The sequence below is a fragment of the Alcanivorax sp. DP30 genome (assembly GCF_009882945.1).
In the GTDB taxonomy this organism is placed as follows: domain Bacteria; phylum Pseudomonadota; class Gammaproteobacteria; order Pseudomonadales; family Alcanivoracaceae; genus Alcanivorax.
On record NZ_WTUY01000005.1, the window covers coordinates 37,572 to 57,515 of the forward strand.

15 protein-coding genes are annotated in these 19,944 nt (G+C 54.9%); 8 read left to right on the forward strand and 7 right to left on the reverse strand.

Annotated features, from left to right (window positions below):
- Nucleotides 1–223: 223 nt before the first annotated feature.
- The 4 genes from GQF00_RS11080 to GQF00_RS11095 all read right to left on the reverse strand — a co-directional run bounded on the left by GQF00_RS11080 (nt 224) and on the right by GQF00_RS11095 (nt 4,630).
- The gene (locus tag GQF00_RS11080) at nt 224–1,867 is read right to left on the reverse strand and encodes an NAD(P)/FAD-dependent oxidoreductase (protein ID WP_161319252.1); all 1,644 of its coding nucleotides are present in this window, start codon (nt 1,865–1,867) and stop codon (nt 224–226) included.
- Nucleotides 1,864–2,775 (reverse strand): alpha/beta hydrolase, encoded by a 912-nt coding sequence (locus tag GQF00_RS11085; RefSeq protein WP_230457773.1) that lies wholly within the window; start codon nt 2,773–2,775, stop codon nt 1,864–1,866. The genes GQF00_RS11080 and GQF00_RS11085 overlap by 4 nt, the downstream gene beginning before the upstream one ends.
- An 86-nt stretch (nt 2,776–2,861) precedes the next feature.
- Nucleotides 2,862–3,689 (reverse strand): SDR family oxidoreductase, encoded by an 828-nt coding sequence (locus GQF00_RS11090; RefSeq protein WP_008930238.1) that lies wholly within the window; start codon nt 3,687–3,689, stop codon nt 2,862–2,864.
- Nucleotides 3,686–4,630, reverse strand: a complete 945-nt coding sequence (locus tag GQF00_RS11095; protein ID WP_008930237.1) for a metal-dependent hydrolase — start codon at nt 4,628–4,630, stop codon at nt 3,686–3,688. Before GQF00_RS11095 ends, GQF00_RS11090 begins: the two co-directional genes overlap by 4 nt.
- 181 nt (nt 4,631–4,811) lie before the next feature.
- Here GQF00_RS11095 and GQF00_RS11100 point away from each other — a divergent pair, with 181 nt between their 5' ends.
- Nucleotides 4,812–5,417 carry a TetR/AcrR family transcriptional regulator gene (locus tag GQF00_RS11100; protein WP_063525805.1) on the forward strand — a complete coding sequence of 202 codons (606 nt, stop codon included), beginning with the start codon at nt 4,812–4,814 and terminating at the stop codon, nt 5,415–5,417.
- Nucleotides 5,418–5,473: 56 nt separating this feature from the next.
- Here the strand turns inward: GQF00_RS11100 and GQF00_RS11105 are convergent, their stop codons facing one another.
- Nucleotides 5,474–6,520, reverse strand: a complete 1,047-nt coding sequence (locus tag GQF00_RS11105) for an AraC family transcriptional regulator (RefSeq protein ID WP_035233471.1) — start codon at nt 6,518–6,520, stop codon at nt 5,474–5,476.
- A gap of 122 nt (nt 6,521–6,642) precedes the next feature.
- On the opposite strand from GQF00_RS11105, the gene GQF00_RS11110 reads away from it, so the two are divergent.
- From GQF00_RS11110 to GQF00_RS11125, 4 genes are all read left to right on the forward strand, one after another.
- Nucleotides 6,643–6,963, forward strand: coding sequence for a 2Fe-2S iron-sulfur cluster-binding protein (locus tag GQF00_RS11110; RefSeq protein WP_008930234.1), 321 nt, complete (start codon nt 6,643–6,645; stop codon nt 6,961–6,963).
- A 14-nt stretch (nt 6,964–6,977) separates the two neighbouring features.
- Nucleotides 6,978–8,390: a cytochrome P450 gene (locus tag GQF00_RS11115; protein ID WP_161319253.1), complete on the forward strand. Its 1,413-nt coding sequence runs from the start codon at nt 6,978–6,980 to the stop codon at nt 8,388–8,390.
- Nucleotides 8,390–10,045: a GMC family oxidoreductase gene (locus GQF00_RS11120; RefSeq protein ID WP_035248722.1), complete on the forward strand. Its 1,656-nt coding sequence runs from the start codon at nt 8,390–8,392 to the stop codon at nt 10,043–10,045. Before GQF00_RS11115 ends, GQF00_RS11120 begins: the two co-directional genes overlap by 1 nt.
- A 97-nt stretch (nt 10,046–10,142) precedes the next feature.
- Nucleotides 10,143–11,375, forward strand: a complete 1,233-nt coding sequence (locus GQF00_RS11125) for an NAD(P)/FAD-dependent oxidoreductase (RefSeq protein WP_035248721.1) — start codon at nt 10,143–10,145, stop codon at nt 11,373–11,375.
- Nucleotides 11,376–12,056: 681 nt separating this feature from the next.
- Here GQF00_RS11125 and GQF00_RS11130 read toward each other — a convergent pair.
- Nucleotides 12,057–12,722, reverse strand: a complete 666-nt coding sequence (locus GQF00_RS11130; RefSeq protein WP_035248720.1) for a TetR/AcrR family transcriptional regulator — start codon at nt 12,720–12,722, stop codon at nt 12,057–12,059.
- A gap of 162 nt (nt 12,723–12,884) precedes the next feature.
- Here GQF00_RS11130 and GQF00_RS11135 point away from each other — a divergent pair, with 162 nt between their 5' ends.
- The 3 genes from GQF00_RS11135 to GQF00_RS11145 are packed head-to-tail and all read left to right on the forward strand — an operon-like array spanning nt 12,885 to nt 18,309.
- Complete coding sequence (locus tag GQF00_RS11135; RefSeq protein ID WP_063508267.1) at nt 12,885–14,060, forward strand: acyl-CoA dehydrogenase family protein; 1,176 nt, start codon at nt 12,885–12,887, stop codon at nt 14,058–14,060.
- A gap of 56 nt (nt 14,061–14,116) precedes the next feature.
- Nucleotides 14,117–17,104 (forward strand): peroxisomal multifunctional enzyme type 2, encoded by a 2,988-nt coding sequence (locus tag GQF00_RS11140; RefSeq protein WP_202560484.1) that lies wholly within the window; start codon nt 14,117–14,119, stop codon nt 17,102–17,104.
- 23 nt (nt 17,105–17,127) lie between these two features.
- Nucleotides 17,128–18,309 (forward strand): lipid-transfer protein, encoded by a 1,182-nt coding sequence (locus tag GQF00_RS11145; RefSeq protein ID WP_031225738.1) that lies wholly within the window; start codon nt 17,128–17,130, stop codon nt 18,307–18,309.
- A 258-nt stretch (nt 18,310–18,567) separates the two neighbouring features.
- Here GQF00_RS11145 and GQF00_RS11150 read toward each other — a convergent pair whose 3' ends face one another.
- Nucleotides 18,568–19,923 carry an integrase arm-type DNA-binding domain-containing protein gene (locus GQF00_RS11150; protein ID WP_022983799.1) on the reverse strand — a complete coding sequence of 452 codons (1,356 nt, stop codon included), beginning with the start codon at nt 19,921–19,923 and terminating at the stop codon, nt 18,568–18,570.
- Between the last annotated feature and the right edge of the window lie 21 nt (nt 19,924–19,944).

A 19,944-nucleotide genomic window follows, 5' to 3' on the forward strand; every position in this document is an offset into this window, starting at 1 on the left:
GACTGTAATGACGTTGTGCTCTGGCGCTCCGGTAATGTCACACATTATTGCGTGACGCCCAGTCGTCGTCTATGACGAGATGCCGTGTTCTGTTGCTGACCAGGCATGGGTTATCGAGTGGTGTAACGCCTCCTGGGCAGCGCTAAAGCGCACGGTCAACTGGATCTGGAGAGCTCTGCTGGCGTGACATGTACAAGCAGGCTCCACACTTTCTCTGGCACAGTCACTGAGAATTGTTATCTGTTTGTTTTGCCGGAATGCCCTTCTCTGGCAGCTGGGGATGTGGCTCACAGGCTTGTCTCCCGCCGTCGTTTCTGCTGGGAGTGTGCCCGGCCAGTACACTGAACCGGTAGTGATCCATCGGTAAATGCTTGGCTCGCCACAGCATTTCCAGAGAGGTAGAGGGCCGCAGCATTGGCGCGTCACCATGATGGTCGAAGTAATAACTGTTCGACAGCGCGCAGTTGTGGTTAAGGAACACGGTGTTTTGCTGGCGTTTCTGGATATTGCGGAAATACGCGTCATGGACGGACTGACGTATTTCCACTTGGCTGGCTCCACGTCGGTTGGCTTCGCGAATACAGCGAGAGAGGTGGATGGCGTTCCCTTCGACCATCTTGAAGTAAGAGGTGCCGATAAGGGCATAGGGACCGAGCATGATGTAAAAGTTCGGGTAGCCCGGAATGGTCAACCCTTCATAAGCCTGGTAACGGTAGTCATGCCAGAAATCGCCCAAATTGATGTTGTTGCTGCCGATGACGTCGAACGAGGGAATATTTCCTTTCTCGAAGGTTTTGTAACCGGTGGCGAGGATCAAGGTATCGATACGCCGTGAGCGGCCGTCCTGGGTGGTGATGCCGCGGGACGTAATACGCTTGATCGGGGTCGTGACAAGCTCAACGTTGTTTCGGGCAAAGGTTCGGAAATAGTCGTTGGAAAACGTTGGCCTTTTGCACCCGAAGCCGTATTTCGGTGTCAGTGCTTGCCACAGGTCCTGGCGGTTGGGCAGCTGTTCGCGCAGGTTGTTTATGCCCGCCTTTTCACACATGCGAACCAGCCAAGGGGCCTGCCGGTAATATATTGCGGAAAGCACCATCAGGGTTTCGCTGACGGTGTCGGTAGCGCCGCGAAGGCTGCGTTGCAAGCCCGGTACGGTTCGGAACAATACCTTGAGCCAGCCAGGCAGAGTCTGATCCGGCTTCTTCAGCACCCAGATGGGGGTGCGCTGGTAGACGTCAAGTTGACGAGCCTGGCGGGCAATTTTCGGAATCAGTTGCACTGCAGTGGCGCCAGTGCCTATTACCGCTACTCGCTTGTCACTAAGATCAAGGTCATCTGGCCAGCGTGCAGTGTGAATGACATTGCCCTGGAACGTATCAAGCCCTTCAATATCTGGCATCTTGGGTGATATCAAACCGCCACAGGCCGAGACAATATGGCGTGCACTAAGTCGCCTGCCATCCGTAAGATCGATCAACCAGGCATGGCTGTCGAGATCAAAACGGGCGCTAGCGACTTCGACACCAAAGCGAATCAGTGGGTAGATGCCATACTTGCTTGTTACCTGTCTTGTATACTGGTAAAGCTCGTTTCCCGGCGCAAAAACGCGAGACCAATTTGCGTTTTGTTCGAAGGAAAATGAATAGGTAAACGAGGTAATGTCGACAGCGATTCCCGGATAACGGTTGTCGCGCCAGGTTCCTCCCACATCCTTGCTTCGCTCAAGGATCAAGATATCTTTGATGCCATCGGCACGCAGCTGGATTGCCGCACCAATTCCAGAAATTCCCGCGCCGATGATAATGACTTCATGATCAGGAGTAACGCTGGGACGAGGGTTATGGATTGCAACAGCAGCCATATTCATGATGCAACCTCGACTATGGCGCTATCGCTAGCATTGACCGTTTGGGATGGGGCTTTGCCAACGTTATTGCTGGTCAGATACTTTCCCAGAATTCGGACGATGGTAGGGAAGTCCTGCTTTGCCTCTGGTAGCAAAAAGGTGAATACGGGCCACACGTGCGGCATATCATCGCGCTCCAGAACCTGCACGGGCACCCCCGCATCTCGCGCGCATTGTGCTGCTGCATGGGTATCGTCGCGCAGACACTCTTCGCTACTGACAGTGAAAAGTAGAGGGGGCAAGCCGGTGAAATCCGCGGTGATTGGTGAGGCATACGGGTGAGCGGGGTCCGCGCCGGCCAGATAGATATCCGTTGCCACCTCAATCATGCCATGGGAAAGCATGGTATCGCTGTCGCTATTCGCCTGTCTGGACATCAGGGTGCCTCGCGCATCCGATGCCGGCGAAATGGCGAGGGCGCAAGCCGGCATTTTCAGCAGCTGATCACGGGCACGCAGCAATGTGACTAACGTCAGGTTGCCTCCCGCAGAGTCTCCTGCAATGACCACAGGGCGAGGGTCTGCGATCAGTTCACGATATACATTAAAGGCGTCATCCGTTGCTGCCGGGAAGGGGTGCTCAGGGGCTAGTCGGTAATCCGGAAGAAAGACCCGCGCATTCAGGGCGTGAGCCAAACGGCCACAAAAGTGGTGATAGGTATCAAGCCGCCCGCCGATGAAGGCGCCACCATGCAGGTAGAGTATGGTGATTTGTGGGTCTGCGGTGCCTAGCCAGTGGCCAGCTATTCCTGCAACCTTGCCTCGCTTGAGTCGCACTCCGCGTGGCAGCAGAGAGGGGGCCAAAGGCGCGTTCATCACCCTGCGAAGATGTCTTACCAGTTTGTCCGGGTCGCGTATATCACGCTTCATGCCGGCGCGAAAAAGTAGCTTCAAAATTGTTGTAGGAATGGAGGCCATATTGAATTCCTTGCGTGTTCCGTTTCCTCAAATGCGGTTTAATCAGCCAGCATTCTGTAAGCTTCGCCAATCGCGCGGGCGTATAGTCGTGGCGTCAGGCGTTTCAACCGCCAGGCAAGCCGGCCGTCAATTTGTGGTAGCATGTAAAGCTCACCTCGATCAAGGGCACTGAGGGTCTGTCGGGCCACCTGGTCGGCGTTGGTGAGGGCATAGCGGGTCATCGCTGAACGGGCAAAGTCACGGCGACGTTCAGGCAGGCGCCCATTCTCGACGATATTGGTCGGGACCACGGTTGGGCACAGGGCCGTGATTTTTACGCCGGTTCCGGTCAGTTCAGAAGACAGCGTTTCGGACAGGGCCAGTACCCCTGCCTTGGTGACGTTGTAGGCGGCCATTTCCGGGGCGGACCCGAATGCGGCAGCAGAGGCCACATTGATGATGCCTCCATAGCCCAGATCGCGAAGCTGAGGGGCAAAATAATGGCAGCCGTGAATAACTCCCCATAGATTGACGTTCATGCACCAGTGCCAATCTTCAAGTGACACCTCGCCGATTGGGCCACCGAGGCCGACGCCGGCGTTGTTGATTACCAGGGTTACCGGCCTGCCGAGCAAAGGCTCGGCATTTTCCGCCAGGTATGCCATCTGTTTTTCATCGCCGACATCACACCCCAGGGCTACCGCGTGAGTACCGAGTGCTCGCAGGCTGATCGCCACCTGTTCGGCGCGCTCTTCATTGATATCGACACACAGTACCGAACCGCCTCGACGGGCAACTTCGTAAGCAAAGCTACGACCGATGCCGCTACCCGCCCCGGTGATGACAGCTGCCGCCTGAGTTGACGGGTGCAAGGGTTTCTTTTTCATGCCTGCCCCCATGCGGGTTCAGGTTGTGGCGTTTCGAATGTACCGTGTACATTGTTGGCTCGGTGGTCTCTGAGCGCTTGATAGGCCTTATGAGGGTCGCCAGTTCTTTCGTAGGCGCGTTTCCAGATCCGGATTACATCACGGTTATCGTCATCCCACGGGTGGAAAGTGGGGGAGAAATAGGGGGGCACGCCAGCGAGTACCTTGGAAAGAATGCCGGGACGCCAGAACAGGACTTTGGTCATTTTGGCGGCGGACCACAAATTCAGAATTTGACGATCCTTGTAGAGCAGATAGGTCTGGTTGCCGATCATAATGGGGAAGCCCAGGGCAATGGCCAGTAGCATGCCACTGATACGTAGTCGGTAACTGCGGTAGCCACCACCACTGGCATCGACGAAGACGTCATAACTGACGCTCTTGTGCTCGGTTTCTTCGACAAAGTGCCAGTAGAGCATGGCACGCAAATCCGGGTGGGTTTCGTCAAACAGCTCCGGGTGCTCAAGCAGTACCGAGGAAATAATGGCCGTGAAATGTTCAAACGCCGCTGCGATGGAGCTCTGCATATCGTCACTGAGGCGGTGTTGGAGTTGCTTACGGATCAGCTTGAACACGCCTTCAACCTTGTCGATGGGAACCCCGTGTTGCACGCCGATGGCGTTCATTTCATCGTGCTCACGAGCATGAATGCGCTCCTGACGAATGAATTCTTTAGCTGCGTTCAGCACTTCTGGATCGTCAAGCTTGCCAAGCTGCCGTCTTGCAGAATTCATCACCCAGCGTTCACCGTCGGGGACGGCGGCGAGAATGGCATTCATCCAGTGAGTGGACCACGGGTCGTTGCGAAACCAGTGGCGAGCCACGTTTTCGATGTTCATGGGAAAGTGAATGTCACGGGTTACAACCTCGTCGTAACCAATCTTGCGGTTTGCCAGAGCCATTGGATCGCTCCCAAGTAAAGTGCATTCATTGGACTTTATTTGTATAACCAACCAAATTCAAGATTATAAGGTAGACAGCGTGTTTTTATCTGTATAGATCGAATAGTGCCATCGGCCAGGAAGGCTGGGCCGACTTTAAAAGGAATGCTAGAATCAAAGGCTTATAGTATGGGAGTGGCTTGTGGGAAGAAAGAAAAATCAGGTAACACCGGTAGCGCAAGCGGATCGAGAGTTTGTGCTCGGTGCTGCGGCACGTCTATTTCGTCAAAAGGGGTTCGATAAAACCACCGTTAAAGAAATTGCCGAAGCTTGTGACATGTTGCCTGGCAGCCTGCATTACCGTTATCCCTCCAAGGAAAGCATCCTGGTAGACCTGATGCGTCTTGCGCTTGAGCAAGCCTCCACAGCTTTGTCTGAGGCTATTCGGGGGGAGAGTGAACCACTAGAGCAGTTGCGTCAGGGCATTAATGCTCACCTTGAGTTACTGGTCGGCGGTTCGGATATGGTCTATGTGCTCCTTTTTGAATGGCGCTCCTTGCAGGGCCAGTCACGCAAGGAAATGATTGATCTACGAGACAGATACGAACTTCTTTGGTCTGCTATGATCCAATCCTTGTCCTCTCAAAACCTGATTCGTGCGGATGTAGATCGTGATCTTTTGCGCCTTATCGGCTTGGGAGCGTTAAATTGGGTCGCAACATGGTTTAACGAGGGCGGGCGGTATACCGTAAAAGATATCGGTGACTTTGTGTGGGTGGTAATTAAAGACGGTGTGCTCAAGCGCTAGACGATCTATTGAATGAGAAGTCATGACCAGCGCTGATTGCTGACTGTCAGCACGGCTTATGTGCCCGTCCTTTGTCTGTACTGATCAGGAGTCTGACCAAACCAGCGTTTAAACGCCCGTCTGAAGCTGGCAGTGTCATGATAATTCAACAGTGTAGCGGTTGCTTCGACCGAGAGCTGACTCTCGCATAAATAGCTTGCTGCTTGCCTGGATAGCACTTCATCGCGAATCTTTCTGAAGCTGCTGTTTTCTTTCTTGAGCTTCCGTGCAAGGGTGCGTTTGCTCATGAAGAGGGAGGCGGCGGCTTCATCTTCACTCAGTGTCCCGGGTGGTCGGGAAAGCATCATTTTCTGTAGCCGAGTCCGATAGTCCGGTTCAGGGTTCTGAAGGCGCGCAAGCATGGATTCGCACTGCTGAAAGGCCAGATGATAGCTTTCATGATTGGCTGATGCGTTCGGCTTTCGACATAACTCCATTGCTAATTTTAGTTTGAAGTGATTGCAGTCGAAGTAAACTTTGCCTGGTAAATACTCCCGGTACATGTCCTGGTAGACGGGGGCTGGATGGGGGAAATGAACCTCTGATTCATACAATGGGCGACCTACGATGAACTCGCCAATTTCAAAAAAAGCCTTGATCACAGTATCTGCCAAGCAGCGCTCCACGTCGTTGTCCATCGCTACCTGAAAGCTCACAACACATTCCAGATAATCCTCAGTGTTTTGCAGGTTCACCTGAATAAAGCTTGCTCGCGTAGGCAGGAAAGTGTGAACGGCTTGCAGCGCGGTATAAAGGTCGGGGCTGCTGTTAGCAACAAAGCCCATCACCCCATGGGTTGCCGGGGTGAGGCGCCTGCCCAACCGCAAGCCGAACTCTGGTTTACCGGATAGATCCAAAGCATTACGCAAGATCTGCATCTGTTGGGTTGCGGTGAGTCGACTCTCATCTTTGAGTAATTGCGTAACATCCACATCTGTTTTGCGCAGGAGTCGGGGCAGCTCTCGTGCACTCAGACCAAGTTCACGGGCGATAAGGCGTGAGTAGTTCGATGGGATATCAGCATCCACGCTTTGCAAGCTATCACTCTGCGTAGTTATTGCCATTAGCCTCTCCTCGGAAAGTCATTACTGTCTTTAAATGTCCCCGTCCTGTCAAGAAATGTCCTCGCTGGCATGCCGCTATATAGCCAATCTTCAGGTTAGACATAAATACTAGGAGACGCGCTGTGGGAAAAATTATCTTTATTGAACATGACGATACCGAGCATGTGACGGAATTCAGGGCGGGTTCTACGCTTATGCAAGTTGCGGTTGATAACGCCGTGCCAGGTATCGATGGTGATTGTGGCGGCGAGTGCGCCTGTGGTACCTGCCACATGATTGTTGCCGATGAGTGGTTCGGCAATACCGGAACGGTTGGTGACGCGGAAGAACAGATGCTGTCCATGACCCCGGAGCGGGCGAGAACCTCGCGTCTGGGCTGCCAGGTAGAAATTACTGAGGCGATGGACGGTATGACCGTGCATTTGCCTGAATTCCAGATGTAAGCAGGGAGAAAGCTATGTCAACAAAAACAAGCTCAAGCAACAGTTTGCAGACCAAGGTTTTCAACGTTTCGTCGAAAGTGGTGCCAATGCATTTTCAGATTAAAACCATGAAAATGTTGATGAAGGCAAAGAGAAAGGCCGTGGGTTCTCGCTCCACACAAATGGAGTTTGTCGAAACTCCCCTGCCTGATGTTAGCACCTTGGCACTGGAAGATATCGACACCAGCAACCCTTTTCTGTATCGACAAGATCAGTGGCGCGCCTATTTTAAGCGGTTACGAGATGAAGCTCCGGTACATTACCAGAAGAACAGTCCATTCGGGCCTTTCTGGTCAATAACGCGCTATGAAGATATTTTGTTCGTCGACAAGAGCCATGAACTGTTTTCCTCTGAGCCGCAAATTATTCTGGGTGATCCACCGGACGGACTATCGGTGGAAATGTTTATCGCCATGGATCCGCCCAAACATGATGTACAGCGCCGAGCGGTGCAGGGCGTCGTTGCTCCGAAAAACCTTAAAGAAATGGAAGGGCTGATTCGTTCTCGTGCGGCGGAAGTGCTAGACAGCTTGCCTCTGGATAAACCTTTCGATTGGGTGCCGGCGGTGTCCAAAGAACTGACTGGCCGTATGCTCGCTACGTTGCTGGATTTCCCTTATGAGGATCGTCACAAACTCGTTGAATGGTCTGATCGTTTGTCTGGCGCGGCATCCGCCACGGGTGGAGAATTTACCGACGAAGATGTCATGTTTGATGACGCGGCAGATATGGCGAGGGCGTTCTCCAGGCTGTGGCGAGACAAGGAGGCGCGACGTGCTTCCGGCGAAGAACCCGGTTTCGATTTGATCAGTATGCTGCAGAGCAACGACGATACAAAAGACCTGATCAATCGGCCGATGGAGTTTATCGGGAATCTGGCGCTGCTTATTGTTGGTGGAAATGATACCACTCGCAACTCGATGAGTGGTGGCGTGCTGGCTTTGAATCAGTTTCCCGAGGAATTTAGAAAACTGAAGGCAAAACCGGAGTTGATTCCGAATATGGTTTCGGAAATCATCCGTTGGCAAACCCCGTTGGCGAATATGCGCAGGGTTGCTACCCAGGATGTTGAGCTTCGTGGTCAGACCATCAAGAAAGGGGACCGGGTGTTAATGTGGTATGCCTCGGGAAACCGGGACGAACGCAAGTTCGAAAACCCTGATCAACTTATTATTGATCGCAAGGACGCGCGAAACCATATCTCTTTTGGTTACGGCATTCACCGTTGCATGGGTAACCGCTTGGCCGAGCTGCAACTTCGCATTCTGTGGGAAGAGTTACTGAAACGCTTCGAGAATATTGAAGTTGTTGGCGAGCCCGAGCGTGTGCAGTCTAACTTCGTGCGGGGCTATTCCAAATTGATGGTCAAGCTGACGGCAAAAAGTTAATGAAATGTCTGAGCGGGGTGTCGCCTGAAGCATTCGATTATGTGGTGGTCGGCGCGGGCTCTGCTGGGTGTGCGGTTGCAAGCCGTTTGTCCGAGAGCGGCCGCTATTCGGTGCTGCTGCTTGAAGCCGGACCTGAGAGCCGCGGTAACCCTTTTGTGAACATGCCGTTGGGTTTCCTGCAGCTGATGTTCAGCCGCCGATTCAATTGGCAGTTCAATACCGAACCGCAGCCCCATATGCATGACCGTGTCTTGTTCCAGCCGCGGGGCAGAATGCTTGGTGGTTCTAGTGGCATGAACGCGCAGGTCTACATCCGCGGGCATGCCTGGGACTACGACGAATGGGCGCGGCAGGGCTGTGATGGGTGGTCATACACTGATGTTCTACCTTACTTTCGTAGATCCGAACATTTCGAGCCGAAGCTGAACCCGGCCGAGGTTGAATTTCATGGCCTCGGAGGTCCGCTCAATGTTGCCGAGCGCCGTTACACCAACCCGTTAAGTGCGACCTTCGTTGAGGCAGCGAGGCAGGCAGGGTACCGGCTCAATAGGGACTTCAACGGTAGTGAGCAGGAGGGAGTGGGGTTCTACTACGCTTATCAGAAAGACGGCATGCGGTGCAGTAATGCGCGCGCCTATCTCGAACCCGCCGAGGAGCGTTCCAACCTGACGGTTCGCAGCGGCGCGCATGTTACCCGTGTGCTGCTTGATGGCACCCGTGCCACCGGTGTCGAGTACCGAAGCGCTAAGGGGCTGGTGCAGGTCAGTGCCGGGCGCGAAGTTGTGCTCTGCGGCGGAACGTTCAACTCGCCGCAATTGCTAATGTTATCCGGCATCGGTCCGCGTGAGGAGCTGTACCGGCATGGCATTGAATTGCGTCATGTCCTGGAGGGCGTTGGACAGAATCTACAGGACCATATCGACGTGTTCGTGCGCGCCAGAACGCGCAGCCGCCAGAGTATCTCGATGCATCCTAGCTACTGGCTAAAGGGCCTGGGGGCACTGCTGCAATACCTGATCGGTCGGCGCGGTGTGCTGTCCAGCAACGGCGCCGAGGCAGGCGGGTTCATCCGCTCCCGGCCGGAGGAGGCGATACCCGACCTGCAACTACACTTTGGCCCTATGCTGTACGCCGATCACGGGAGGGACATGAAGGTCGCAATGAGTGGTTATGGCTACATAGTGATGATCTACGGACTTAGGCCATTGTCGCGTGGGCGGATTGGTTTGCACAGTGCTGATCCGTTCACTGCCCCGTTGATAGATCCCAACTACATGGCCGAATCCGCCGACGTCGAGCAGCTCGTTCGCGGGGTACGTCTGGTGCGTAAGATCTTGGCGCAGCCTGCATTCTGCTTGCACCACGAAGTCGAGATGTCGCCAGGGTCGGAGCTGCAGAATGATGAGGACCTGGCCGCATGGGTGCGGCGTAGCGGCGAGTCCGCCTACCATCCAGTCGGAACCTGTAAGATGGGTGTGGATCCGATGGCGGTGGTCGATTCGCGTCTGCGAGTGCACGGCCTGCGATCCTTGAGGGTAGTTGATGCCTCTATCATGCCGACACTGGTCGGCGGTAACACCAACCAGCCGGCAACCATGATCGGCGAGAAGGGAGCCGCGATGATACTTGAGGATGCTGAGATGCTCAGCAGTTAGGCATCCTGTGCGTGCGCGATCGATATCGCGGCCTCTTGCTCACCTGCGGTGTTGGGATATGAAAATACGCTTCCAAGGCGCACAAAAGAGACAACCTATGGTTAACAAAAAGAAAGATACGACAGTCATCGTTGGTGGTGGACATGCAGCCGGTACGCTCTTGACAGCCTTGCTGCAAAAGAAATATCAGCATGAGGTAGTACTGGTGAGCGATGAGCCTCATCCTCCCTACCAGCGTCCACCTTTGTCCAAAAGTTATCTTGCAGGAGAGGTTGATCAGTCGTCTCTGTACCTGAAGCCGCGTTCGGTGTATGAGAATGCGGGGCAGCAGTTGCGGCTCGGTGTGCGCGTCGAAGGGATCGACCGATACGCGAAAAGCATCAAGTTGTCGGATCAAAGCACATTGAAATACGATCGATTGGTTCTGGCGACGGGGTCACATGTTCGTCGCCTTAAAGCGCCCGGATCAGATTTGAAAGGAATACACTATCTGCATGATATCGCTGACACCGATGCTCTGCGCAATCAATTAGTGCCGGGTAAACGCCTGGTCATCGTGGGCGGCGGTTATATTGGCCTTGAAGTGGCTGCCAGCGCTATCAAGAAAGGTGTTAATGTCACGGTCCTGGAAGCCGCCGAACGCTTGATGCAGCGTGTTACGGGGCCAGAAATGTCCACGTTTTTCTACGCCAAGCACACTGCTGCTGGCGTTGATGTGCGTCTTGGCACGGCGGTAACTGGCTTCGAAGCGGGTGATAAGGGGCGTGTGGCAGGCGTGACCTTGGCCGATGGTGGCAATGTTCCGGCTGATATCGTGCTCGTATCAATAGGTGTCATACCGGAAACTACATTGGCCGAGAACGCTGGCCTACTCTGCGATGACGGTATTGTCGTGGATGAATTTACCCGCACTGATGATCGCGACATCTTGGCAATCGGCGACTGTACCCGCCACCGGAATCTTTTTTTCGAAAAGATGCAACGGCTTGAGTCTGTTGCCAACGCGGTTGATCAAGCGCGTACGGCGGCGGCGACCTTGATGGGCGAGGAGATGCCCTACGATAGCGCACCATGGTTCTGGTCGAACCAATATGACGTCCGCTTACAGATGGTTGGGCTGTCGCAAAATCATGATCAGCGGGTGCTGCGCGGCACCACCAATGATAAGGGATTTGCGGTGTTCTATCTGCTCGAGGGCTCTGTCATTGCTGTTGACGCGGTCAATCTGCCCATTGCTTTCATGGTGGGCAAGCAGTTGGTCCAGCAACGCAAGAGCGTTAGCGCTGACGCATTGAGTAATACGGATATCGAGCTGAAGTCTTTAATCTGAAGCATGCGAAGTGCGATCAGTAACCGGTCATCCTTTCGTGGTATCCCAATAGAGATTCCGGTTTAAAGGAGGGATCCACTGGCATGGCCTCCTTGAGAGCATCGGCTGGGTAAATTGTAGTGAGATAGTTAATTTGACACTACATCTGAATGTACGATCACTCATTGGGGCCTAAGGTGGATGCCTGTGTGGAAAGGAAAATATTATAGAGTGTTGGAGTCTCTTCAGTGGGACGATCCTGGCTGTGCTGGCGATTTTCCATCGTTCGATGACTTGTCGTGAGGGCTGCGATACACTGCTACTCGCTAGGGGTTCGGGCCCCATCTTCAGGTTATTTTTGATGGGCTAACCGTGTTGGGCAACACCTTTTTCGACTTTGTACTTTTATTTAAATCAGCTGGTTAGGCTGTATTTCAGTCCGGCTTCTGTAACCGTACTGAAAGTGTAGTAATTGGTGTAGCCAGCCTCTTCCCTGTCTTGGAAATTCCACTGACTTTGCCCATAAACACCTGTGCATCAGTCGTAGCGATACTCGGGTACCTTTGTATTATTGGCGTATGCTCAACTGAGGATACCCCTGTCTGCCATTATCGCTGCTAGCCAGGGGCGAAATGCTGTGACATATCGAGTATTGGATAAGCGATACGTTGACATAAACATGGCGTGCTGAGATAGCTACCGTCAAACATCAGTCAGCGGTAGATCCCACCTGGGTGGATAAGGGGGCGGTGTCGTTACGCCCGCCCTAGCTCGCAAGTGAAGGGCAAGCGTGTCACACCAAAGCTTCAGATAACGGTCAAACAGCGCCTTGTCCGCAACGATGTGCAGGTCCTGTGCCATGCCGCGCAATAGCCATTGCGTCAACATCATCATCGAGCGCACATCGGTATCTTCCTTGGTGGCCTCCAGGTAGTGATCGGCTGCGTTACCCACGATGAAATAACTGGATGTCCAGACGCGCTGCAAAATGGCGGCGAGTTCCTGATCGTGCTGGCTGGCGGTCAGTAGCTGCATCAACGGGATGTATTCCGGTTGATCAAAGACATTTTTCCAGGCGCCAAAGATCAGCTCTTCCAGTCGGTCCTCAGAGCCGTGCAGCTTGGCAATGGCTTTGCCCAGTTGAATATATTGCTGGCGAATCAGTTGCTCGGCAGCAGCGGCAATCATGGCGGCTTTGCTGTGGAAATGGTGTAGCGGTGCTCCCCGGGAAACGCCAGCGACCTCGATGATGCGACTCACTGTCGTGCCTGCAAATCCGTCCTTCTCAAGACACGTGAGTACCGCCTGGATGATGCGTTCTCGCATGGCATCGCTACGTTGTTCCTGGGTTCGTCGCTGTGCCTTCATGACGTTATCTGCCTGTTGTCGGGTTTGCTTTCTCTGGCGTAGGATGCTGATTCTAAACGATATATAGCTTATGCGCGCGAACGATTAAAAACAAGTTGAACGTACGTATTGTAAGTTATAGAGTTCTTGTCATGTTTATGAATCAACAGTGGAAAACCTGTAATGAGTGACGTGCATGTACCGGCGGCTGTGTCGCCAATGATTCCCCGTACCCTGTTCAATGAAGACCATGAAGCGTTTCGCGCCACCGCTCGACGTTTCTTCGAGACGGAAATTGCCCCTTATCACGAGAAGTGGGAAGAGCAGCAGCATCTCGATCGCGAGCTGTGGAACAAGGCGGGTGAGCTTGGGCTGCTGTGTGCCACCATGCCCGAGGAATACGGTGGCTGCGGCGTTGACCGCCTCTACTCGATGATTCTTATGGAAGAGCAGGCCCGGGTGGGTGATTCGGCCAGCGGCTTTGCGCTGCATTCGGACATTGTTGCCAACTACATCAACAACTTTGGCTCCCATGAACAGAAAAGCCAGTGGTTGCCCAAAATGGCCACCGGTGAAGCGGTCACTGCCGTGGCCATGACCGAGCCGGGTACCGGTTCCGATCTGCAGCGCATCAAGACCACTGCCACCCTTGAGGGTGATCACTATGTGGTGAATGGCTCGAAAATCTTTATCACCAACGGTTACCTCTGTGACATGGCGGTGGTGGCGGTGCGAACCGGGCCGGCGGATCTGGGAGCACAAAGTGTATCCCTGATGATTATCGAGGCGGATCGCGAGGGCTTCTCCAAGGGCAAGCCGCTGAAGAAAGTGGGCATGCGCGGGCAGGACACCTGCGAGTTGTTCTTCGACAACGTCAAGGTGCCTAAGGAAAACCTGCTGGGCGCCGAGGGTATGGGCTTTATTGCCTTGATGAAGGAGTTGGCCTGGGAGCGGATGATGATCGCCATCATCTGTGCGTCGGCTGCCGAGCATGCGCTGGCAACCACCGTGGAATATGTGAAACAGAGGCAGGCGTTTGGCAAGCCGGTGGCGGCGTTCCAGAACACCCGTTTTGAACTGGCCGAGATGCGTTCTGAAATCCAGATTGCGCGGGTCTATGTGGATCGCTGTATGGAGTTGGTGGTGCGCAATGCCTTGTCCCCCGAGGCAGCCTGTGCGGCCAAGTACTGGGTGTCCGATTTGCTCAGTAATGTGGTTGATCGCTGTGTGCAGCTACACGGTGGCTACGGCTACATGCTCGAGTACCCCATCGCCCGCGCCTATATCGACACCCGTGCCAACCGCATCTACGGCGGCACCAACGAAATCATGAAAGAACTCATTTCCCGCTCTATCTAAAGATTTTCCCGGGCTCGCGCGGCAAGTGGGCCCGGGAATGAAAAGAGGAAAGCATCATGGCAGAACGTCGTTTTGATGATCGTGTGGCCATCGTCACCGGTGCCGGGGGCGGGTTGGGCCGCCAGCATGCACTGACCCTGGCCGAGCGCGGCTGCAAGGTGGTGGTTAACGATCTGGGTGGTAGTGCCCACGGTGATGGCAAGTCATCGTCCGCCGCAGACAAGGTGGTGGAAGAGATCCGGGCCATGGGGGGAAAAGCGGTTGCCAACTATGACTCCGTGGAAAACGGCGAGTCGATAGTGCAGACCGCCCTGGATAACTTCGGCACCGTGGACATCGTGGTCAACAATGCTGGCATCTTGCGTGATGTGAGCTTCGCCAAGATGTCGAAGCAGGACTGGGACCTGGTGCTAAAAGTCCACCTGGAAGGCTCCATGAGCGTGACCCATGCGGCCTGGCCGATCATGCGCGAGAAGGGCTATGGCCGCATCATCATGACCACCTCGGCAGCGGGCCTGTATGGCAACTTCGGTCAGGCCAACTACTGTGCCGCCAAGCTGGGACTGGCCGGGCTGGCCAACTGTCTGGCCGAGGAAGGGCGCAGCAAGAACATTCATGTGAATACCATCGCGCCGATTGCCGCCTCGCGGCTGACGGAAACCATCATGCCGCCGAATCTGCTGGAAAACCTGAAGCCGGAAGCGGTCAGCCCACTGGTGGCCTGGTTGTGTCATGAAGACTGTGAAGAGACCAAGGGCATCTTCGAAGTGGGCGCCGGTTACATCAGCAAGCTGCGCTGGGAGCGCACCCAGGGCAACAACTTCCCGCTCGGCAAGGCATTCAGCGTCGATGATGTGGCCCGTCGCTGGGACAAGATCACCGATTTTACCGACGCGGATCATCCGTCCAACGTCAACGAATCCTTCTCGCCGATCCTCGACAACATCAATAATCCGTCTCTGGGCGGCAACGAGTTCATCGATCTGGATGTGGCCAGCAAGGAAAGCGTCGAGCTGGAATCGGCCTATGATGAAAATGATTTGTCGCTGTACGCGCTGAGTGTTGGCGCCGCCCGTGACCCGCTCGATAAAGATGAACTGAAATTCGTCTACGAGCTGGGCGGCAATTTCCAGGCGTTGCCCACCTATGGCGTCATGCCGCAGATCGGCGCGATGCTGAAAGCGGCGAAGGAAGGTGCGCTGACCTTGCCGGGGATGAACTTTGGTTTTGACCGCTTACTGCATGGTGAGCAGTACACCGAGATCAAGCGGCCACTGCCGCCGCATGCCAAGCTGAAACACACCTTCAAATTCAAGAAGGCGCTGGACAAGGACCCGAACGCAGTCGTCACCTTCGCCATTACTTCCACCGACGAGAACGGTAACGAGGTGGCCTACAACGAGATGACCTCGTTCGTGAAAGGTGCCGGTGGCTGGGGCGGTGAGCGTGGCGATTCCGGCGAGATCAATGTGCCGCCCGCACGTGAACCGGATGCGGTGATCGAAGAGAAAACCGACGCCAACCAGACGCTGCTGTATCGCCTGTGCGGTGACTGGAATCCGCTGCACGCCGACCCGGCGTTTGCCAGGGCGTTCGGTTATGACAAGCCGATCCTGCATGGGCTGTGTACCTTCGGTTATGCCGGACGCCATGTCATCAAGGCGTTCAGCAATAACGATGGCCGTTATTTCAAGAGCATCAAGGTGCGCTTTGCCAAGACGGTATTTCCGGGTGAAACCCTGGAAACGCGCATGTGGAAGGAATCCGATAACCGCATCATCTTCGAAACCTGGGTGAAAGAGCGTAACGAGGTGGTGCTGAAGAATGCCGCCATCGAGTTGTTCTCGGAGATTCCGGCAGAAGCGCCGGTGCCGGAACAGGTGTCCGCCGAGGAAGTGTCTGCGCCGCAGGTGGAGCAGGCGGTGACGCCTGACGATGTGTTCGCGGCGGTGGCGACCTACATCAAGCAGAAACCGGAACTGGTTGATCAGACCGGTACCAGCTTCCAGTTCGAGTTCAGCAATCCGGATCAGCAGTTCTTTATTGATCTGAAAAATGCACCAGGCGCGGCAGGGCCTGGCACGATCGACAAACCGGACGTGACTCTGGCGCTGGACAGCGAGCATCTGGCGACCGTGTTTGGTGGCGATCTTGCGGCGGTGCAGAAACTGTTCTTCGGTGGCGAGCTGAAAATTTCCGGCAACGTGATGGCGTCCAACAAGTTGACCGTGTTGCAGGACATGGACCCGAAACTGGCCGAGCAGGCGCGTGACAAGCGCGTGGCTGACGGTGGTGGTTCACAAGCTGTCGCAGTACCGGTCGAATCGCAGGAGCCGATCATGGCGGATGTGTTCAGTGCCATCGGCCACTTCATCGCTGACAACCCGGATCTGATCGAGAAGGCCGCTACCAGCTTCCAGTTTGCGTTCAGCAACCCGGATCAGGATTTCTATATTGATCTGAAAAACGCACCGGGTACCGCCGGGGCGGGCCAGCTGGACAAGGCGGATGTGACGCTGGAGTTGGACAGCAAACATGCCCCGACCCTGTTTGGCGGTGATCTGGCTGCGGTACAGAAACTGTTTTTTGGTGGCGATCTGAAGATCGGAGGTAACGTGATGGCCTCCAACAAGCTCACCGTGTTGCAGGACATGGACCCTAAGCTGGTGGAGCAGGCACGCGACAAGCGATTGGCCTCCGGCCAGCCGGATAGCGCTACCGCACAACCGAAAAAGCAGAAAGCACCGCAGGCGGAGAAAGTGCTGCCGGAGCTGGCGGAAAAACTGTCGGCCATTGGTGGACAGGGTGGTGTGTTGCAGATCAAGGTGCGGAGCCCAGACAGTGCCTGGTTTATCGATCTATCCGCCTCGTCGCCCGGCATCGTCAGCGGCGAGAAGGACGCGGCGGCGGTGATCACGCTGGACGACAGCAAGCTTGCCGACCTGATTGCCGGCAAGGTGGCCTTGAGCACCTTGTACCAGAAGGGCGACATGCGCGTCGACGGTGACCTGGCGCTGGTGCGCAAACTTGAACAAATCCTGTAACGCCATAATTCGGAGAACAGAGAATGAAACGTAGAGTGAATGTGATCGGTGTCGGGATGACCAAGTTTGCCAAGCCCGGTGCCAGCGATGATTACCATGTGATGGCAAAAGCGGCTGGCCTCGCCGCAATGAAGGATGCCGGCATCCAGTACAGCGATGTTGAGCAGGCGTTCTGTGGTTATGTCTACGGCGATTCCACCTGTGGTCAGCGTGCCGTGTATGAACTGGGCTTGACCGGCATTCCCGTGGTCAATGTGAACAACAATTGTTCCACCGGTTCGTCGGCCCTGTTCCTGGCGCGCCAGGCCATCGAAGGCGGTTTGGCTGAATGTGTCATCGCCCTGGGTTTTGAAAAAATGGAGCGCGGCGCGCTTGGTGCTAAGTTCAATGATCGCGAGAACCCCATGAGCCAGCATGCGCAGGTGATGATGGATACGCAGGGCTTCAATCAGGCGCCGCCGGCGGCACAGATGTTCGGTGGCGCAGGGCGTGAATACCGCTGGAAGTACGGCACCAAACGGGAAACCTTCGGCAAGATTGCCGAGAAGGCGCGTCAGCATGCCGCCAACAATCCTTACGCACTGTTCAATCAGGTGCTGTCGCTGGAAGAGATCATGGCGTCAGACGAGGTGTTTGATCCGCTCACCCGTTTCCAATGCTGCCCGCCCACCTGTGGTGCCGGCGCCGCGATTCTGTGTTCGGACGAGTTCGCCAAGAAGCATGGCATTGCTAACCCGGTGTATATCGCCGCCCAGGCGATGACCACGGATTTCGCCAGCAGCTTTGATGAAAAATCCATGATCAAGATGGTCGGTTACGACATGACCCGTTCCGCCGCCGACAGCGTGTACGAGCAGGCCGGTATCGGCCCGCAAGACATCAATGTGGTCGAGTTGCACGACTGCTTTACCGCCAATGAGCTGCTCACCTATGAAGGTCTGGGTCTGTGCCGGGAAGGCGGCGCGGAGAAATTTATCTGGGATGGCGACAACACTTATGGAGGCAAGTTCGTGACCAATCCGTCCGGTGGCTTGCTGTCCAAGGGGCACCCGCTGGGGGCTACAGGTCTGGCGCAATGTGCCGAACTGGTGTGGCAGTTGCGTGGCCAAGCAGAAAAGCGACAGGTCGAGGGAGCTCGGGTAGCCTTGCAGCACAACCTTGGTCTGGGGGGGGCCTGTGTAGTGACCCTGTACCGCAACGATTGAGCCGTTACATGCAAGGGATGGGCTGGCTGCGCTTCTGATCGGGATGTTGACCAAATAGGGCGGTATCTTAGACGGGCTAGGACGCTTTTGGATGCCTGGGGACTATGCTCAATGACTTGCTTTGCAGGCCTGCGTTATGCTGCCGCCCACGAAGGGTTAGGGTTCCATTTTTTTGCGATTTTTCGGCTGAAAGTCTGTGTTGTTACTTGCACCCGGTGATTTCGAGCTACGGGTGTTTGGTAAAGATCGGAGTGGCGACTAATCAGATGTGGGTTTTTCCTGGGATGCATAATTGCTAAATAAAGCTGTAAAGCTTTTCTTGCCATCCTTCTTTAGATTGCCATTCTCTTTTTCAGTCGATTCGCAGCTAAGGCTGTATTGAGTTTCTGGGGTTGTTCCCGCCCGTTCAAATTGTTTCCCATCTCGAAGGGCGTCTAGGTAGTTGGCCCACTCCTGCATCATTTTGGTGCGCTGACTCAGGAAGCTGGTTCTATTATAGGCGGTACCATTGGGGTCTTTGACGGCATGAGCCAGTTGGTGCTCGATCCACTCAATCCTATAGCCCAGTACTTCGTCCAAGATTGTCCGGGCTGTTGCTCGGAAGCCATGGGGGGTTACGTCATCGTTGCCGTAGCCCATATCCCGAAGGGCCACTCGGACGCCATTCTCGGATAGACAGCGGCTTGCCCCTCGTTGCGACGGAAAAACGTATTTGCCGCGTCCGGTAAACAGGTGGATATCCTGTAGTAACGCCATGGCTTGCTGCGGTAGTGGTACTATGTGGGGATGGCGCATTTTCATCTTGTCGGCAGGGATCTCCCAGCGCTGCTCTTCCCAGTTGATCTCGGACCATTCCATTTGCCGGATTTCGCCTGGGCGCTGGAATAAGATGGGGGTCAGAAGCAGGGCGGTTTTCACCACTGGGCCTGCTGTGGACGCTTGCATGTCCCGTAGCAGCTTTCCCAACCGGGAAGGGTCGGTGATGGCGGCGCGGTGTTTTACCTTGGGTGACTTGAGCGCTCCTCGCAAGCTTGCCGTGGGATCGATTTCGGCTTTTCCCTCAATGATTGCATGGCGGAAGACCTGGCCGCACTTTGTCTTCAGGCGTTGAGCTGTTTCCAGCTTGCCGGTTGACTCGACTCGGCGGAGGACATCCAGCAGTTCTCGGGGGGATATGTCGGCAATAGGCCTGTGTCCTATATAAGGAAAGGCGAAGGTTTCCATGAGCCAGCGATTTTTCTTGTCTGTTTCGGGGGCTACCTGCTGGCGCACCAGCCATTCCTGGGCAACAGCCTCGAAACTGTTGGCCTGGGCTTCGGTGCGAGCCAGTTTCTCCTGGCGGCGAGCTTCGCTAGGGTCAATGTTGTCGGCAAGTTTGAGCCGCGCGTCTTTGTGAGCTTTTCGGGCGGCCTTGAGGGAGATTTCGGGATACACCCCAAGTGCCAAGGATTTCTGCTTACCTAGGAAGCGGTACTGATAGCGCCAGTACATTCCTCCATCAGGAGAGATCTGTAAGTAGAGCCCGCCACCGTCAGCAAGCTTGTAGGTTTTGTCTTTCGGTTTGGCCTTTTTGATCTCAAGGGCCGACAGCTTTTCCATCGCATTCTTGCTCATTTCCTGTTCCTTGGGCGTTGT

What these genes read in the sequence shown, in the direction of transcription:
- GQF00_RS11130 (WP_035248720.1), bottom strand. Translation starts at nt 12,722, where the DNA reads ATGAAGGCACAGCGACGAACCCAGGAACAACGTAGCGATGCCATGCGA.
- GQF00_RS11080 (WP_161319252.1), bottom strand. Translation starts at nt 1,867, where the DNA reads ATGAATATGGCTGCTGTTGCAATCCATAACCCTCGTCCCAGCGTTACT.
- GQF00_RS11095 (WP_008930237.1), bottom strand. Translation starts at nt 4,630, where the DNA reads ATGGCTCTGGCAAACCGCAAGATTGGTTACGACGAGGTTGTAACCCGT.
- GQF00_RS11120 (WP_035248722.1), top strand. Translation starts at nt 8,390, where the DNA reads ATGAAATGTCTGAGCGGGGTGTCGCCTGAAGCATTCGATTATGTGGTG.
- GQF00_RS11085 (WP_230457773.1), bottom strand. Translation starts at nt 2,775, where the DNA reads ATGAAGCGTGATATACGCGACCCGGACAAACTGGTAAGACATCTTCGC.
- GQF00_RS11135 (WP_063508267.1), top strand. Translation starts at nt 12,885, where the DNA reads ATGAGTGACGTGCATGTACCGGCGGCTGTGTCGCCAATGATTCCCCGT.
- GQF00_RS11125 (WP_035248721.1), top strand. Translation starts at nt 10,143, where the DNA reads ATGGTTAACAAAAAGAAAGATACGACAGTCATCGTTGGTGGTGGACAT.
- GQF00_RS11115 (WP_161319253.1), top strand. Translation starts at nt 6,978, where the DNA reads ATGTCAACAAAAACAAGCTCAAGCAACAGTTTGCAGACCAAGGTTTTC.
- GQF00_RS11140 (WP_202560484.1), top strand. Translation starts at nt 14,117, where the DNA reads ATGGCAGAACGTCGTTTTGATGATCGTGTGGCCATCGTCACCGGTGCC.
- GQF00_RS11090 (WP_008930238.1), bottom strand. Translation starts at nt 3,689, where the DNA reads ATGAAAAAGAAACCCTTGCACCCGTCAACTCAGGCGGCAGCTGTCATC.
- GQF00_RS11150 (WP_022983799.1), bottom strand. Translation starts at nt 19,923, where the DNA reads ATGAGCAAGAATGCGATGGAAAAGCTGTCGGCCCTTGAGATCAAAAAG.
- GQF00_RS11105 (WP_035233471.1), bottom strand. Translation starts at nt 6,520, where the DNA reads ATGGCAATAACTACGCAGAGTGATAGCTTGCAAAGCGTGGATGCTGAT.
- GQF00_RS11145 (WP_031225738.1), top strand. Translation starts at nt 17,128, where the DNA reads ATGAAACGTAGAGTGAATGTGATCGGTGTCGGGATGACCAAGTTTGCC.